The sequence below is a fragment of the Neobacillus sp. S1227 genome (genome assembly GCF_055385255.1).
This window is the reverse complement of record NZ_AP038276.1, coordinates 5,447,501-5,465,524: the sequence shown is the minus strand read 5'-3', so window position 1 is coordinate 5,465,524 and position 18,024 is coordinate 5,447,501. Positions and strand designations below refer to the sequence as shown.

At 43.3% G+C, this 18,024-nt stretch carries 12 protein-coding genes and 2 rRNA genes (1 of these 14 running past the window's edge); 8 read left to right on the top strand and 6 right to left on the bottom strand.

Annotation, left to right across the window (positions count from 1 at the left end; genetic code table 11):
- Nucleotides 1-9 precede the first annotated feature (9 nt).
- The 6 genes from ACZ5AE_RS27200 to ACZ5AE_RS27175 form a co-directional block, all read right to left on the bottom strand.
- Nucleotides 10-285, bottom strand: coding sequence for a helix-turn-helix transcriptional regulator (locus ACZ5AE_RS27200; RefSeq protein WP_464567872.1), 276 nt, complete (start codon nt 283-285; stop codon nt 10-12).
- Nucleotides 286-567: 282 nt separating this feature from the next.
- Nucleotides 568-1,056, bottom strand: a complete 489-nt coding sequence (locus ACZ5AE_RS27195) for a sigma-70 family RNA polymerase sigma factor (protein WP_464567870.1) — start codon at nt 1,054-1,056, stop codon at nt 568-570.
- A gap of 343 nt (nt 1,057-1,399) precedes the next feature.
- Complete coding sequence (locus ACZ5AE_RS27190; RefSeq protein ID WP_464567868.1) at nt 1,400-1,537, bottom strand: YvrJ family protein; 138 nt, start codon at nt 1,535-1,537, stop codon at nt 1,400-1,402.
- Nucleotides 1,538-1,644: 107 nt separating this feature from the next.
- Nucleotides 1,645-1,863, bottom strand: coding sequence for a DUF2922 domain-containing protein (locus tag ACZ5AE_RS27185; protein WP_464567866.1), 219 nt, complete (start codon nt 1,861-1,863; stop codon nt 1,645-1,647).
- 133 nt (nt 1,864-1,996) lie between these two features.
- Complete coding sequence (locus tag ACZ5AE_RS27180; RefSeq protein WP_464567864.1) at nt 1,997-2,215, bottom strand: DUF1659 domain-containing protein; 219 nt, start codon at nt 2,213-2,215, stop codon at nt 1,997-1,999.
- Between the two features lie 117 nt (nt 2,216-2,332).
- A complete protein-coding gene (locus tag ACZ5AE_RS27175) occupies nt 2,333-3,265 on the bottom strand; it encodes a hypothetical protein (RefSeq protein WP_464567862.1) in 933 nt (310 codons plus the stop codon).
- A 572-nt stretch (nt 3,266-3,837) separates the two neighbouring features.
- Between ACZ5AE_RS27175 and ACZ5AE_RS27170 the strand changes: the two genes are divergently transcribed.
- From ACZ5AE_RS27170 to ACZ5AE_RS27135, 8 genes are all read left to right on the top strand, one after another.
- Entirely contained in the window at nt 3,838-9,663 is a 5,826-nt protein-coding gene (locus ACZ5AE_RS27170) for a cadherin domain-containing protein (protein WP_464567860.1), read from the top strand.
- A gap of 471 nt (nt 9,664-10,134) precedes the next feature.
- A complete protein-coding gene (locus tag ACZ5AE_RS27165) occupies nt 10,135-10,401 on the top strand; it encodes an AbrB/MazE/SpoVT family DNA-binding domain-containing protein (protein ID WP_464567858.1) in 267 nt (88 codons plus the stop codon).
- A 6-nt stretch (nt 10,402-10,407) separates the two neighbouring features.
- Nucleotides 10,408-10,818: a type II toxin-antitoxin system death-on-curing family toxin gene (locus ACZ5AE_RS27160; protein ID WP_464567856.1), complete on the top strand. Its 411-nt coding sequence runs from the start codon at nt 10,408-10,410 to the stop codon at nt 10,816-10,818.
- A 582-nt stretch (nt 10,819-11,400) separates the two neighbouring features.
- Nucleotides 11,401-13,515 (top strand): BglG family transcription antiterminator, encoded by a 2,115-nt coding sequence (locus tag ACZ5AE_RS27155; protein WP_464567854.1) that lies wholly within the window; start codon nt 11,401-11,403, stop codon nt 13,513-13,515.
- A 14-nt stretch (nt 13,516-13,529) separates the two neighbouring features.
- Nucleotides 13,530-13,799: a PTS sugar transporter subunit IIB gene (locus ACZ5AE_RS27150; protein ID WP_464567852.1), complete on the top strand. Its 270-nt coding sequence runs from the start codon at nt 13,530-13,532 to the stop codon at nt 13,797-13,799.
- 201 nt (nt 13,800-14,000) lie between these two features.
- The gene (locus tag ACZ5AE_RS27145; protein WP_464567850.1) at nt 14,001-15,260 is read left to right on the top strand and encodes a PTS ascorbate transporter subunit IIC; all 1,260 of its coding nucleotides are present in this window, start codon (nt 14,001-14,003) and stop codon (nt 15,258-15,260) included.
- Between the two features lie 976 nt (nt 15,261-16,236).
- Nucleotides 16,237-17,786, top strand: a 16S ribosomal RNA gene (locus tag ACZ5AE_RS27140).
- Between the two features lie 202 nt (nt 17,787-17,988).
- Nucleotides 17,989-18,024, top strand: a 23S ribosomal RNA gene (locus ACZ5AE_RS27135); it runs 2,900 nt beyond the window's last position.
- The 16S and 23S rRNA genes sit together here, the layout of an rRNA operon.

Here is an 18,024-nt window from a genome sequence, read left to right as displayed (position 1 = left end):
GTATGTGATTTATTTAGATTTTTCATTTTTGGCTTTAATCTCTTCTATGATGCCTATGTCTTCCAATCTTTTAAAAATATCAGAAGGTTTCCAATCGAGGTTCTCGGCTATTTTTACAAAAAGGTCTAAGCTTGGCAGATGTTTGCCGACTTCAATATTGCTGATGGTTTGCATATCCACGCCGCAGTATTCTGCCAGTTCCGCCTGGGAATATCGTTTAGCCCTCCTTAATCCCTCCATGAATTCACCGAAATGATAGGCTCTAAATTCTGTCTTTTTCCCCACAAGGTAGTCTCCTTTTTATCTTCATTAGATAAAAAGAAGGGAAAATGAACTATCGAGTTAACTTATAATTTGTTGGTTTGAGGAAACAATGTTGTGTTTAATCATATTTCGCTCTATTAATCGGCTGATTTTTCACTTTAGAGTTAAATCGGATATCAGCTTACCGTGACAAATTCTCTTAGTGTAATGCCCTTTTTAGAAAAAATAGCACCCAAGTCTTTTTGAAAAACGTTCCTCTAGGGCAACCAGGTAGATAAAAGAAGGTTCTTGAAAAAGATTGTCTTAATAAGAGCTCATCCATTTCCTCAATTTCTCCCGCGCTCCTGCTCGCCATTGCTTAACTGCTGATACCGTTACCCCTTCTCTTTCGGCAATTTCCTTGATGGATAGGCCGGAGTGGACGGTGTACGTTAACCATTTCTGTTGATTCGGCGTCAGCAGGTGGAAAGAGGATAACATGATTTCTTTTTCTATTGATTCGATAGGTTGGGAATCGGCGACGGCTGTCTCCCAGAATTCCTCTACAGGACAAAAACTTCGTTCATTGACCTTAGTCATTTTCTTAATCTCGACAAGCAGACTGCCTCTAATATAGGTATAAGCATAGTTGGTGAATTTCCCTTTTTCGGGGTTGAATCTTTGGCTGGCCTCCCAAAGGGCGATAAGAGCTTGTTGATAGAATTCATCCTTGTTAGTGTAAAGATGAAGAGAGTGGATGATCTTATGGATCATCGGATTATATTGTGCTGCTAACTGATCAAAGCTTTCCAATGGTGGGTCCTTTCAGGAAAGCGCGCTTAACCTCTGTATTCCCGGGTATCTCTACCATAACGGGAGTCGCTAAGTTCATCGAATGGCCCTAATTCAAATTTAGTGCGGAAAAAAGCTCCAAAACGATTTATTTGGCTTCTGAAAATCAAATAGGAGGTCGATTTTTAGAATTTGGAACAAATCTTATAAGAATTAGAGAATCAAAGGGGCATTATTGTTGGACTTCACCTAAAACAGTGAAAGTAGTCATTGGCTGAAGGGAAAACAAAAAAATATAGCCAACTATCTAAAAAAATTAGTAGTTGGCTTTCATCGTGTATGGGTATTAGATGGCTGCATTACCTCATCCCTTCATCCGCTCTGGCAGACTCTGTATCGATTCGACGACTAAATCAAGCTTGGATTCTATTCGATAGAGCAGATAGAGGGTCACAACGATAGGGAAACCGACCTCATTGATAAATGAGATGATTTGTTCCACGGCAAATTCTCTCCTTTCCGAATCATATAGGAAGAGGCCGGTTTCGTTTAAGAATCCGGCCTCCCCCTTAAACCTACTGATTTGACTGCAAATTCGATACTGATCTATTAAACCATTTCATACTCTACTACATTGCGGTCGATCACCCTTGCACCTTTTGAGGATACATATCTGCCGCTTCCCGATGTAAATACATCTGCAGCAATGATCTGTTCCATTGCTTGTTTAACAGCAGCCTCATCAATCGGTTCCTTCGGATTATCCACCGCAATGCGGGCAGTCTTGCCAAACTCCGTACCAAACATTAACTCCAATGACTTTGCCATTCTATTCACCTCCTTTCATTGAGGCATGGGGACGGTTCTTTTGCCTCATTTTTATATACTATTTAGGTTTGTAGCTTCGTTCATTTATAAACTAAGCCATTTTGATGCATTAGAACCGTCCCTCTGCATCACGTTACGCAGTAAGTTCAGTACTGTCGCTTCGTTCTACTTTGTTTAACGGGTCGTTGCATAAAGCAGAAATAGCTGTTGCCACTTGGAATAACTGGTCAACAGTTGATTCCTTTTTGATGTTGCTAAATGTTTTGGTTTTTAGAACAGGATTTCCCTTCTCGTCCAGATCCACCTGGAAAGCCAATCGAAGCTTTGAACCTTCTAATAATGCTTGAGCCATTGTCTCTCACCTCCTTTCACCCTTTATTTATAATTTTTTGGGGGAAAAGGACAGGATGGGGAAATATTTTTTTTGAAAGTCAACTGGTAGGAACAATTAACAAAATGGGGCGGAAATTCAAGATAAATGATTGAAATTACCCATAATATTGGCTGTTAACCAATCAAACACAGGTTTCATACTATCTGCAACTCCCTGAGAGTTGTACGTTAATCCACTATCCTCAGACTCCATTTCATTTAAATCCTCATAAAAAATGTTTCTTTGTTTTTGAAAGGCAATCCCATAGAAATAGGCAAACGGATTTTTGATGGACTGTGTGAACTTTAGCTTCCTAATCAGTTGTTTAAAGGATTGGATAGCAACGTCCAAATTGCGTTCCGTTTTATCTTCGCTGTTATTGCGATAAGCAGCAATTTGAGCCATTTTCCAGTACTCTTCAATAGCCCTTGCCTCTGGAAAAAAACACCTAACCAGCTGAACAAATGCTTGAGGAACATGATCGCCTACAAAAGCATGGTCCAATACCTGCAGATTTTTGGAGCATGGGGCAGGTTCTCTTGCCTCATTTTTTTGTTGTAATTCAGACGCGTCTTTACGTTTATTAATCTTTTGATTATTGGTTTTTAAAAGATTAATGGTTTCTTTATGGTGGTTCATTTTTTCAACAGTAGGTGGTTCATTTATTGGAAAACGGTTAAAGACATAAAGGTTGCTCGACTGGGAACCGTTTTTGCGTTCAGTTTCATAAACAGTAAGGATGCCGAGTTTGATGGCTTTTTGGATCATCCGTTTAAACGTAGAGCGGGATATGCCGTTATTGTTGTATTTTTCATTTATGACCATTAACATTGTCCCAATTTTGGCATTGGCAACCCCTGGGACCTTAGCTGCAAAGCGCGCTAACTGCTTTAGGCCGACCAATTCCCCTTTTGAGAAGTCATGCTTGTGTTCCAACAGCCACATTTCGAAATGAGTATTAAACTCCTTCAGACTACCAAACTGAGAATATCCTTCAAAATGAGCAATTTCGCCAGATTTTAAATTCATATAATTGCACCACCCTTTCAACCTCTATTTAGGAAAAAAGGGAGGGAAAGGACAGGGGTAGGTGTGACAGGTTTGTGAAGTATGGATGTGATGCACGGGGCCGGTTCTTAAAGGGGACAATCGGAAGTTTTGCACGTAAAAAGGCCGGGTTCATCAACTGAATCTGGCCCTGTTCATTAGATAATCTCATATTCGACGATGTTGCGGTCAATCACGCTGGCACCTTTGGCACCACGTAGCTGCTGTACTATTTTATTTATGGTTTTGGCCGTTTTATTTAGGATTTCTAAATTTCGTGCGGGGCCCCAAGCATTTTATTTGCGGATTTTTAGAGTTTATTTGCGAAACACTACTAATCTTCCGAGTTCCGAATTAAACCTGTTTTGGTTCGAAATAGGGTAAGCGGATACGCTTCTCGTGGAGCTAGAGAGAATTTTTTGTTATTTCTTGTCAAAAAAACCAACATAGTTAATAATTAGGTAGAGAAAGAGTGAAATTTGTCGCACTACGTTAGTACTAGTTTGATTGACGATGGAGCTTTTTTCTATTTGTTTTTAAAGGGGGAACGGCTTTTGAAGATTAAAAGTTTCAAAGGATTAGTTGCTTTTGTCCTTTTTTTACAGCTTGTCATTGCGGGGCCGATTGGTGCCACGCAGCGTAGCTATGCGGCCAGCGGTACGTTGGTAGAAGGACTTGTCCATCAATTTACGGAAAATGCCTGGGCCAATGGAAATTTATTTACTAGTCCCAGCGGGGATCTCTATCTATCTCATGTGAAAGGGACGGATGAGATTGCAATCAAAAAATGGGAGAATAACCAATGGAAGGAAGTCACCGCGATAACCGCTGCTGCAACAGGAGATAGTGGATTTAATAGCGGAGTTTCGGATGTGGCGATTGATGGCAACAATACCATTTATGCGACCTTTCTTTTTTACAGGGGTTCCGGTACGACCAGTGAGCGAGGCGTAAAGTATGGCATTTATAAAAATGGCAGCTGGACGTTTGAGAAGGTGGAAAGCGCTCAAGATCCTAATGGATGGAAAAATATGTACAAACCTAAGATCGCTTTTGATACAAATGGCAAGGCCCATATTGTTTATGTGTACAATGATGCCAATGATCCAAGGAAGTATGAGGTCCGCTATGCGACCAACCAATCTGGATCTTGGGTGATTAAACCACTTGTCAGTGGGGCAAGTGCAATTGATGAAGTAAAGGACCCGCAAATAAAGGTGGATCAAACTAACACGATTCACATCACGTATGTCAAAGAAGATAATCAAAATAGTTATTATGGAAATGTCTATTATACGCACAAGAAAGTGAGCGATCCGAACTTTCCTGCTGTGCATGAGAAAATTATTGATTCGATTACAGACCAGAAAAACTACTATTCAACACCCTTCACCTTAGATTCCTCTGGAAAAATATACATCGCCTACTATGATAGAAAAGCGTATACATCGTATTTTCTTTCAAACAATTCAGGCGGGTGGACAAATGAAGTCTTATCCACTGACGGGATGAGTCGTCCTTTCAAAACTAGCATCATCAACAACATGCCTTATGTCATCATGTACAAAAATGCATCCAGCCCTGTGACTTTTTACGCAATGGTGAAAGAGGCCGGAATATGGAAAAAAGGAACGCAGGAAGTACCCTCCCAGTCTATGAGTGGAACTCCGCAGGAACTAATCGCTGAAATGGATACAGCTGGGAATATCATGATTGTCATAGAAGAAACGGGCTTAAGGAACGTGAAGTATTTGTACGGAACTAGTACCGACTTCGGCTTAAACTTTGCCCCGCCGCTTTCCAGTAATGCCGATTTAATCAATTTGTTTGTTAGTCCCGGAGCATTGGTCCCAGGATTTATGCCCAATACAACAAACTACTCTGTATCGGTAGGCTATGATACTCCATCCATTCAAGTCACCCCGTTGGCTGTCCACCCGGGTGCTGCGATCACGGTAGATAATCAACTCGTGCCGAATGGAATAGGACGAGCGGTTCCCTTACAGACAGGGTTTAATTTCATTCCAGTAAAGGTGACAGCACAGGATGGAACCGTCAAGACCTATACGATTACGGTTCAAAAAGCAGCGCCATCCAATAATGCTTTATTGGCCAATTTAACGGCCAGCACCGGGACGTTGAATCCTGTTTTTTCACCATGGGTTAAGGATTATTCCATTGATGTTCCGAATAGCACAAGCCAAATTAAGTTTACTCCAACAACTGCCGATGCTAATGCCACTGTAACGGTTGGCCTGAATCCGGTGATAAGCGGACAGGAATCGCCGTTCATCGAGCTTGTTGCTAGTGTGCATGTGATTCCGATTGTGGTAACGGCTCAGAACGGGAGCACGGAAATCTATAACGTGAAGGTCACTCGAAATCGTCTGCCTATCGCAGCGGATCGCCAATTTTCCGTGGATGAAAATGCCGCGATTGGGACAGTCGTGGGGAATGTGGGAGCCAGTGATCCAGATGGACAAGCGCTGACCTACCGGATCCTGTCCGGAAATGAGGAGGGCATTTTTACCATCAATAGCGCTAATGGCGAAATCACGGTTGCGAATGGAAGTTTACTAGATTTTGAAAAAAGGCAGAACTATTCGTTAACGGTTGAAGTCAATGATGGGTTTGATCCTGTCACGTTGACGGCTGCGATTCAGGTCAATGACTTGAATGATCACCACCCAGTCGCTCAAGGATTTACAAAAAGCATTGACGAAAATCTGGCAAATGGAACGGTGGTAGGCCAAGTAACGGCAACCGACGTGGATGCCAACAGCTCTTTTTCCTACAAGATTACAGCGGGAAATGGGGACGGGGCGTTTGCTATTGACCAAAGCAATGGCAAAGTGACTGTCGCCGATTCTCTTAAACTTGATTATGAAACCGTCAAGACCTTTGTCTTAACGATTCAAGTCAGCGATGGTGTCCATACAACTGAAACAACGGCGACGATTCATTTACATAACCTAAATGACAATCAACCGGTTGCCGAGGATGCTGTATTTAACGTCGATGAGAATGCACCGATTTTGACAGTGGTTGGCAAGGTGAATGCAACGGATGCTGATGGCGATGTCCTTCGGTACCAAATTCTTTCCGGCAATGAGGACGGCGCATTCCGCATCAATGCTGCAACTGGTGAAATTATGGTTGCGGATAGCCTTCAACTGGATTTTGAAAAGAAAACCATTTATCAATTAAGGGTGCAAGCCTTAGATAGTGAGGTCACCCAGGCATACGATTTATATAAGGCCTTGCTTCGTAGTGCGGAATCCGATATTGCGACGATCACCATCAATGTAAATGATGTGAACGATCACCAGCCTGTGCCGCAAGGATTTACGACCAATATAGATGAGAACACGGCAGCAGGTACTTCGGTTGGGTTCGTTACGGCAACGGACGGTGATCAGGGTAGTGTGTTTTCCTATAAGCTCGCAGCTGGCAATGAAGCTGGTGCGTTTGCGATTGATAAAGTCACTGGTGAAGTGACGGTCGCAGATTTTCGCAAACTGGATTTTGAAAAAATCTCAGGCTTCACCTTAATTGTGGAGGTAAGCGACGGCGACCATACAGCAGCGACGACAGTGACGATTGGACTCATTAATTTGAATGACAATCAGCCGGTTGTCGATGATGCGGTGTTCACCCTTGATGAAAATGCTGCAGCTGGTACGGCAGTCGGAACTGTATCTGGTGATGATGCCGATGGCGATGTGCTTCATTACGCGATTACCGCTGGCAATGAGTCTGGTGCCTTCGGGATCAATCGTGAAACAGGCACAATCACGGTTGCGGATCCAGGAAAAGTAGATTTTGAAAAAGTTCAAAACTTTACACTTACTGTTCAGGTAAGTGACGGCCTCCATACAGCAGATGCCGCGGTTGTGATTAACCTGAATAATGTCAATGACAATACACCGATTGGCGAGGACGCTGCTTTTTCAATTGATGAAAATAGTGCGAATGGAACGGTTGTCGGGACCGTGACGGGTTCTGATGCAGATGGGGATACGTTGACATACAAAATCACTGCTGGAAACGAAGCCGGTGCGTTTGCGATGGATGAACATTCTGGTAAAGTGACGGTGGCGGATTCCACCAAGCTCGACTATGAAAAAGTCTCAGGCTTTACCTTAACTGTGGAGGTAAGCGACGGCGGCCATACAGCTGTCATAACCGTAACGATTGGGGTCAATAATCTGAATGACAATCAGCCGGTTATCAATAATGCGACCTTTACTATTGATGAAAATAGTACTGACGGATCGCTTGTCGGGACCGTGACGGGTTCTGATGCAGATGGAGATCCATTGCAATACAAAATCACCGCTGGGAACGAAGCGGGTGCGTTTGCCATTAATAAGAACACAGGTAAAGTGACAGTGGCGGATTCCACCAAACTGGACTTTGAAAAGGTTCAAAGCTTTACCCTGACTGTTCAAGTAAGTGACGGCCTCCATACAGCGGACGCTGCCGTTAAGGTGAATCTGAAAAATGTCAATGACAATACACCGGTTGGTGAGGACGCTGATTTTTCCATTGATGAAAATAGTGCAAACGGAACGGTTGTCGGGACCGTGACGGGCTCCGATGCAGATGGAGATACCTTGCAATACAACATCACCGCTGGAAACGAAGCGGGTGCGTTTGCGATGGATGAACATACGGGTAAAGTGACGGTGGCGGATTCTGCCAAACTGGACTATGAAAAAGTAACGGGCTTTGCCTTAACCGTTGAGATCAGTGACGGCCTGCATACTGGGGAAGCTGCGCTGGCAATCAACCTGAATAATGTCAATGACAATGCACCGGTTGGTGAGGACGTAGCTTTTTCTATTGATGAAAATAGTGCTGCCGGAACGGTTGTCGGGGCCGTGACGGGTTCCGATGCAGATGGGGATACGTTGACATACAAAATCACCGCTGGAAACGAAGCGGGTGCGTTTGCGATGGATGAAAGCACGGGTGAAGTGACGGTAACTGATTCTGCTAAACTGGACTATGAAGAAGGATCGGTCTTTGCCTTAACCGTTGAGATCAGTGACGGCGACCATACAGCAGAAGCGGCGCTGGCAATCCATCTAAACAATGTCAATGACAATGCACCGGTTGGCAAGGACGCTGATTTTACCATTGAAGAAACAGCCAAAACGGGCACAAAAGTGGGGATGGTTGAGGCAAGTGATGTGGATGGTGCTGGGCTCACGTTTACCATTCAGTCCGGCAACGACGATGGCATTTTCACCGTGAATGAAGCAACGGGGGACATTTCTGTAGCCGATTCTTCAAAGTTAAGCGCACAGGACAAGCCACATCACGTCCTATCGATTGGTATAAATGACGGGTTGCATACAAGTGTGGTGACGGCTACCGTTTATATCCTCTCAAGTGACGCTACACTTAGCGGATTAGCAAGCAGCGTCGGGAATTTGACGCCTTCGTTTACACCAGGAAACACGCAATATACCCTTTATGTTGCCAACAAGGTGGAAAAAATGACCTTCACACCAACAACGGCGCATTCAAAAGCAACGGTGAAAATAAATGGGAAACCGCTTGATAGTGGCGATGAAAGTGAAGAGGTATTACTGAAAGAGGGAAGAAATGTTCAGACCATTGAAGTTACTTCGGAAAATGGGCTAACCGCTACCTATACCATTACCGTGATTCGTCTAAAACCAGTCGTTAAGGTGATACCTGAGGTGGCGGACAAGATCGTAACGGTTCCTGATGAGGCAGTGGAGCTTCTGGATGATAAGGGAACACTGGCGATCGATGTGAAAGGGACCAAGGCTAAGGATATAGTGGTCAAACTTACTGCTGAGCAGCTGGCTGCTTTAATTAACAAGCAGGCCAGCATTCAGATTTTTGGCAAGGATGTTCAGCTGCTCATCCCGGCCGTTAACTTTGCTAAAGAGGAAGACATGACCATCAGCATAACAGAGCTTGATAAAAATTCTGTTAAAATTCCTTTTTCGAAGCTGGCAGTAGGGGAAATCTATGAGCTGACGATTAAACAGGGTAATCGTATTATCCATCAGTTTGCTCATGAGATTGAACTTAGTTTTGCTGTTAATGGATCTGCCCATCCGGAGCAATTAAAGGTACACTATTTCAATGAAGATAAGAAGGCATGGGAATTGGTCGGCGGGACATTTGAGGGCGATCAAGTAAGGGCTAAGACAAACCACTTTAGTACCTTTGCTCTTTTCCAGCCTACTGACCTCGTGCAAAAACCGGATTTGAAGCCAACAACCGAAGAGACATTACCAGCAACCGCCACAGACATGTACAACTGGCTGCTTGCGGGACTGATCATCCTGATTCTTGGAGGAGCCATGCTCCGGGTTCAGCGGGCAGGAAGGAAATAATCTAGCTAGATCGAAAGATTCTGGGGCCATAATAGGACCCCGGAATTTTTTTTTATAGGCTTTCAGCTACAGCCATTAAATAATAGGCTAATCCCAAATAGTGGGTGACAGGCATCATCCAGGGGATTTCCAGTTTAGGTTTGGGTGCCTGTCACCACCAGAAATCTCCCGAATTTTGTCGAAGATTGAGGCAGGCTTATTCTTTATTTTTTCCCGCTAAAGGTATCAAATAAAATTCATTATTTAAAATGTCCACTGCATCATTATATTCATCTATTGATTAAGGTCCTCAATAGTCTTTAGTTCTTTAAAGGATGGTGCCTGTCATTCAATGTCCTTATTTGACGGAATTATTCCACTGTGAATATTAACTTTTGTATGTTAATATCGTTATAACGTTAGTACAAAATATTCATTATAACGGTTATAAACCACCCGGAAAGTGTATATAAATAGTAAGGAGGAATAGTTATGACCCAAACGGTGGTGAGAGAAGTGGAAAGAAAAGTAACAAGAATCGGGAATAGTTTAGGGGTTACCTTACCACAGGAAGTGTTGGAACACTTGGGAATCGGTCAAGGGGATGAAGTACGTTTTGATATAGTGAATGGTCAAGTAACGATTAAGAAAAAACCAAATTTAAAGCTGCCAAAGGGAATTGATGAAGAATTCTTGGAGCAAATGAACGATATGATTAATGAATACGACCAAACTTTCAGAAACCTAGTTGATAGGTAGTTCATCATGGATGAAGTAAAATATTTAACAGAGCACCAGGTTATTTTTTTAAATATTCACCAAATAAGATTGTATTCCCCAAAAGAACAGCAAGGTGTGAAAGATGAAGGTCTTTTAAGCAGTGCAGTTAATCGTCCAAAACAGAGTGCATTTGGGGAAGATGCCTATCCTAGAATTGAAGAAAAAGCAGCGGCCTTGTTTGAAAGTTTATTAAAGAATCATTGCTTTCACAATGCCAACAAGCGTACAGCATTTGCTAGTTTATATATGTTTCTTCGACAAAACCGATACCGATTAATCGTCCCTCCGAAAAAGGCAGAGGATTTCTGCGTTCAAATCGTGGATCCAGACCAGCCGGAAGTGTCCTTTCCTGAAATTGCAGCTTGGATTGGAGAACATATGGAGCCAGATTTTTAAAGGTGTACCATTTGGTGCATCTTTTTTGCATTTAACGTGACTACTGCCCTTTCTTATCAAAAACTTTCCAATGTATACTAGAAATATTGATATACGTGAATTCGGGGGTCAGACCCTCTCTAGATATAGTTTCAACAATCGGATGCTATCGTTGAAGATTATATGCCTAATTTCTCGCTAAAAAATAAGGAGGGATTAGGCTTTTTATTTTTCAAAATCCTTAACGTTGTATTCCCGTACTCTTTTGACGTGACCACCAATGGTAAAATCAAATTCATCGGTGAACACTGGTAAAAAACTTGGCATAGGTGGTAATTTCCCTTGCCGTAATCACCATGGACAGCGTGGATTTATGTTCCTTAAACCAAGGTTCCTTTTTTTAGGAAAACTCTCTTGGCTCAAAGGTCCAACTCTTGCAAACTTCACTTCACAATATTTGGACTTTCTTTTGGCTCTGCAAATAGTATATTAATAGTAGATAGACATTAATTGGACAAACCAGTCCAAACGTTGCAAAAAACAATGAACTTTCTCCGTAGGAAAGGGCCCTAGTAAAGTTACGGAAGGAAGGGAGCGCGCTTCATGATATTGGACCAACGTTGTATTGCCATACTGAATAAAGTTGTTTACGCCTCAGCCTATGTATCTCCTTCTGAATTGATGGAGGAGCTGAAGATTTCGAAGCGGACTGTCTATTATGACATCGACAAGATTAATAGCTGGCTGAAGGATAATGGATTAGAATTGTTGAGCTATGTAAGGTCTGCTGGCTTTTATCTAAGTGATGACGGGAAGCAGCTGGTTAAGGAAAAACTGGCTTATTTTGATAAGAAAAAGAGCTATGAATTTTCTCCAAGAGAAAGGGTTTCCTGGGCGACCATTTTGATTCTTACTCGTGAGAATGAGATCTTTCTACAGGATTTGATGGACCGATTGAATGTGAGCCGCAGTACATTGCTGGCAGACATTAAACAGCTGAAAGAGCAGCTCCTGCCATTTCATGTACAGTTGAAATTTCACAAAAGCTCAGGTTATTTTATTGAGGGGCAAGAACAGGATAAAAGAAAACTGCTCCTATTCTTTTTGTCACAGGTAATGACCAATGGAAGGTGGAATGACCTTTTATCGGAAATTCAAATGACGATGAATCAAAAAGACGCGTTACCTCTGGACTTGCTTAAACAGTCAGACCTTGAGCAAATCTACAAAATTATTAATGAGTGCGAGCGTTTTACAGGTGTTCAGTATACAGATGAAGTGATGCAAGCCTTAAGCGCCCACCTATTTTTACTGATCAAGCGGTTTACCCAAGGGAAATACATCCATATGGATCCGGTTGAGAAGGAAGTCATCAAGGAAACGAAGGAATACCTGGCAGCGCGTTTTATTTGTGAAAGAGTTGAAAGCGTATTCGAGGTTCTCGTGCCGGAGGATGAAAGTTTCTATATGACCACCTATCTTTTGGGGGCGAAAATAAGTGATTACCATCCTAGTGATGTTGAAAATCAACAGCTAGTCAATCTGAAGCAATTGATCAAGTTGATGGTGGATGATTTTCAAAAACTGGCTTGTGTCTTTTTTCAAAATCGTCAGGAGCTCGAGAGGAACCTGCTGATTCATTTGAAGCCAGCTTATTTTCGTCTCAAATATGGAATTGAATATGATAATCCCTTATCCGAATCTGTACAGAATGCGTATCCCGACTTATTTGTGTTAACCAAAAAGGTCGTCCACCATTTTGAATTTGCGCTTGGCAAACACATTTCAGACGATGAAATTGCCTATATTGCCATGCATTTTGGCGGATGGCTGGATAAAGAGGGAGTGAAGGTCGCCTCCAGAAAAAAGGCGATGGTCGTTTGTGCAAGTGGAATTGGGACTTCCCGGATCCTGCAAAAGCAAATTGAAGACCTGCTTCCAACCGTGGATGTGGTCAATGCCCTGACTGTTCGAGAGTATGAAAGGGCAGACTTGACCGGGATTGATTTTGTCATTACGACTACGCCGCTCGAAGAAAAGGGACTGCCGGTGTTTGTGGTCCATCCCATTTTAAATCATGCGGAGAAGACCTTGTTGTTAAAGCAAATCCAGTCTGCGACCGATTTGGAAGGATCTGAGAGCATAGAGGCTTTACTTACCATCATCCGGAGGCATGCTGATATCCATAATGAAGAATCCCTTTATCAGGAGCTTAAGAGCTTTTACTATATGAAGAAAGAAAAAGTGGAGGTGAAAAGAAAACCGATGCTAAACGAACTGCTTACTGTCGATAAAATTAGATTTGCTGACCGCGTGGAGAGCTGGGAGGATGCTATTCGAATGGCAGCTGAACCGCTGGTCGCCGACCAATCGATTAGAACAAGTTATGTGGATGCCATGATTGAAAATGTAAAGGAAATTGGCCCCTATATTGTCATTGCCCCTGGAATTGCCCTGCCGCATGCCCGCCCTGAAGCAGGAGTGAACAAGCTGGGAATGAGTTTTCTGCGCTTGAAGGAAAGCTGCTCATTTTCTGACAAACCAGAGCATCAGGCCAATCTGTTCTTTGTCCTTGCGGCAATTGATAACGAGACCCATTTAAAAGCGTTGTCGCAGCTGTCAAACATGTTAACTGATGGAACCACTCTTGAAAAATTAAAAACGGCCCAAACAGAGGCCGATGTTGAAAACATTATCAATCAATTTTCAAAAGAATAGAGGAGGAAATAATCATGAAAAAAATTCTTGTTGTTTGCGGAAACGGATTAGGAAGCAGCTTTATTGTAGAGATGAATGTAAAAACAGTATTAGGTCAGTTAGGTGTCCAAGCAGATGTATCGCATACGGATTTGACCACTGCTAAGTCCGAAAAGGCTGATTTGTATCTTGGCTCAAAGGATCTAATTGCTGCTTTGGATGATGGCACAAGAACCATTGTGGGTCTGACCAACATTTTGGATCAGAACGAATTAAAGAGCGCACTTGAGAAGCACGTATTGTAACTTTTATAAAAAAAGGCCGACTCAAGAAGAAAAGGCGGCAGGTCTTCCATGTGATATCCTGGCAGATAGTGCGGAAGACAGCCTTTCCTCGAGTCAGCTATGAAAAAATATAATAGTCCATTATAGTATAACCTGAAAATCGTCAAACCACTAGATAGAAAGCTAGAGTGTACATAGAAACGTTTAAGGGAGGGAAATGTTATGTTCGATTTTATTATGAATGATATATTAGGAACCCCTGCCATCCTCGTAGGATTATTTGCCCTGCTGGGTCTGGTCCTTCAGAAAAAAGGGATTGCGGATGTTATTTCCGGTACGTTAAAGACCATTATGGGATTTCTTATTTTAGGAGGAGGGGCTTCCATCTTAACAGGGTCTCTCGATATTTTTGGAAAGATGTTTGAAAGGGCTTTCCATATTCAGGGAATCATCCCGAATAATGAGGCGATTGTCGCCATTGCCCAGCAGACATTTGGTAGAGAAACAGCTATGATCATGCTGTTTGGGATGGTCATGAACATTGTCATTGCTCGTTTTACCCCATTTAAATATATTTTCTTAACCGGGCATCATACCTTATTTATGGCTTGTTTAATTTCGGCTGTTTTCGCAACTGGCGGGGTTACGGGTATCCCATTGATTGTGATTGGTTCAATTATTCTAGGATTATTAATGGTCTTCATGCCTGCTTTGCTGCAGCCTTATGTACGCCAAATTACTGGCAACGACAGCATCGCCGTCGGCCACTTTGGCTCGTTTGGTTATTTTGTTTCCGGTACCATTGGAAAGTTTGTCGGTGACAAGTCCAAATCAACAGAGGATATAAAGGTTCCAAAGTCACTTGGGTTTTTGCGTGATACTTCAGTCGCGATGTCCTTAACGATGGCCATCCTGTTCCTGGTAGTTGCACCGATTGCTGGACAGGACTTTGTTGAATCAAAATTAAGCGGCGGCGTTAACTTCCTTGTCTTTTCGCTTATGCAGGCGATTACCTTTGCGGCCGGTGTATATGTTGTTCTTGCTGGTGTACGCATGCTGATCGCTGAGATTGTTCCAGCCTTTAAAGGGATTGCCGACAAGGTCGTCAAAGATGCTAAGCCTGCTTTGGACTGTCCTGCGGTGTTCCCGTTTGCGCCAAATGCGGTGATTATCGGTTTCTTATTCAGCTTTATTGCCGGTCTTATTTCTATGTTCTTACTTCCGGCAGTTGGATTAAAAGTGATTGTTCCAGGATTAATCCCGCACTTCTTTACAGGTGCGGCAGCAGGGGTATTTGGAAATGCCACTGGCGGCAGACGGGGTGCCATGATCGGTTCGTTTGCTAATGGTCTATTAATCTCTTTCTTGCCTGCCTTATTACTTCCAGTCCTTGGTTCTCTTGGATTCGAAGGAACCACATTCGGCGACTCAGACTTCGGAGTAGTTGGAATTCTGTTGAGTCTATTAGCTAAGTTGTTTTAAGGTGGATGTATAGTTATTAAATAAAGGCTCTGTTATTATTTATTGTTGATTTTCGTGTAGGTATGAACATTAATAGGCGGAGAATTTCCGGCTAATGTATAAAGAGGAAGCTTAAGAAGCAGAGATAAGCGAAGATTTTCCGATTAACTGCTCTAAATAACACAAAATCCAACGATTTAGATGATATAACCGGAAAAACTTCCTTTATTTTTAAGGAAATAGGAGTATTTCCCGAAATAAACGGAATTCTTTCGCTTATTTTTCAAACTCAGTAAAATCAACATTCCGTTTTAACAGAGCCAAATAAAAATACTATCAAGGCTGCCCCTAAGGTCTTTGGAATAAGACTCTTTTGGGGAAGCCTTTCTTTCTTCAATACAGCGTTTTCGCCCTGAAATCAAGTCCTCAACTCCTTCCTGGCCAAACACCTCCATTTCACGCACACCTGCCCGCCAATAATGGATACACCTTTTCGTTCGCAAGTTCTTCCCGAAAACGATATAGATGAGTTATGGAATTTTTTGACTCCGTTCCAAAGTAAGATGGGTACAATGATTATTTATAAAATAATGAGTTTTATGCAGGGTAAAATTACCAGTTGAAATCTATGCGTAAAAAGGATATATTATTAATCCGGTCACTTTTTCGGGTGACGTAATGCATTATGATATAAACTATCATGTTTTTGTTTCACTTAAATGAAAAAAATTTTTAGTTGACTCTTAGTGCTTATGGTGTTACGATATTAAAGTCGCTTTTGAAAAGAGCGGTCGGGTCAATCACAGTTGAAAAAATAATGGTTGATAGATTGCGGTAAATATGATATAATATTTTTTGTGTCACTTTTACAAGCGACAAAGATAGTTCTTTGAAAACTAAACAAACAAAAACGTCAACAAACAATAATGATCATGTTTCTTCTATATAAATAGAAAACATGAGCCAACGTAACATTTTTGAGCTAATCAACTCAACTTTATTGGAGAGTTTGATCCTGGCTCAGGACGAACGCTGGCGGCGTGCCTAATACATGCAAGTCGAGCGAATCACTGGGAGCTTGCTCCCGGTGGTTAGCGGCGGACGGGTGAGTAACACGTGGGCAACCTGCCTGTAAGACTGGGATAACTTCGGGAAACCGGAGCTAATACCGGATAATTTCTTCCCTCGCATGAGGGAAGGTTGAAAGTCGGTTTCGGCTGACACTTACAGATGGGCCCGCGGCGCATTAGCTAGTTGGTGAGGTAACGGCTCACCAAGGCAACGATGCGTAGCCGACCTGAGAGGGTGATCGGCCACACTGGGACTGAGACACGGCCCAGACTCCTACGGGAGGCAGCAGTAGGGAATCTTCCACAATGGACGAAAGTCTGATGGAGCAACGCCGCGTGAGCGATGAAGGCCTTCGGGTCGTAAAGCTCTGTTGTCAGGGAAGAACAAGTATCGGAGTAACTGCCGGTACCTTGACGGTACCTGACCAGAAAGCCACGGCTAACTACGTGCCAGCAGCCGCGGTAATACGTAGGTGGCAAGCGTTGTCCGGAATTATTGGGCGTAAAGCGCGCGCAGGCGGTCCTTTAAGTCTGATGTGAAAGCCCACGGCTCAACCGTGGAGGGTCATTGGAAACTGGGGGACTTGAGTGCAGAAGAGGAAAGCGGAATTCCACGTGTAGCGGTGAAATGCGTAGAGATGTGGAGGAACACCAGTGGCGAAGGCGGCTTTCTGGTCTGTAACTGACGCTGAGGCGCGAAAGCGTGGGGAGCAAACAGGATTAGATACCCTGGTAGTCCACGCCGTAAACGATGAGTGCTAAGTGTTAGAGGGTTTCCGCCCTTTAGTGCTGCAGCTAACGCATTAAGCACTCCGCCTGGGGAGTACGGCCGCAAGGCTGAAACTCAAAGGAATTGACGGGGGCCCGCACAAGCGGTGGAGCATGTGGTTTAATTCGAAGCAACGCGAAGAACCTTACCAGGTCTTGACATCCTCTGACACTCCTAGAGATAGGAATTTCCCCTTCGGGGGACAGAGTGACAGGTGGTGCATGGTTGTCGTCAGCTCGTGTCGTGAGATGTTGGGTTAAGTCCCGCAACGAGCGCAACCCTTGATCTTAGTTGCCAGCATTCAGTTGGGCACTCTAAGGTGACTGCCGGTGACAAACCGGAGGAAGGTGGGGATGACGTCAAATCATCATGCCCCTTATGACCTGGGCTACACACGTGCTACAATGGATGGTACAAAGGGCAGCGAAGCCGCGAGGTGGAGCCAATCCCATAAAACCATTCTCAGTTCGGATTGCAGGCTGCAACTCGCCTGCATGAAGCCGGAATCGCTAGTAATCGCGGATCAGCATGCCGCGGTGAATACGTTCCCGGGCCTTGTACACACCGCCCGTCACACCACGAGAGTTTGTAACACCCGAAGTCGGTGGGGTAACCGTAAGGAGCCAGCCGCCTAAGGTGGGACAGATGATTGGGGTGAAGTCGTAACAAGGTAGCCGTATCGGAAGGTGCGGCTGGATCACCTCCTTTCTAAGGATATAAGCTGGACCCATGAGCCAGACAATACATGTTTGTTTGATTGTTTCTTGTTTGTTTAGTTTTGAGAGAATTATCTCTCAGAACTTTCGTTCTTTGAAAACTAGATAATCGTAAAAGAAGAAGTAACCAAGTAAGAACCGAGTAATCGCCATTTTAGTTTTTCTCTCTTATTTTTAAGAGTAAAAACCTTTTAGGTTAAGTTAGAAAGGGCGCACGGTGAATGCCTTGG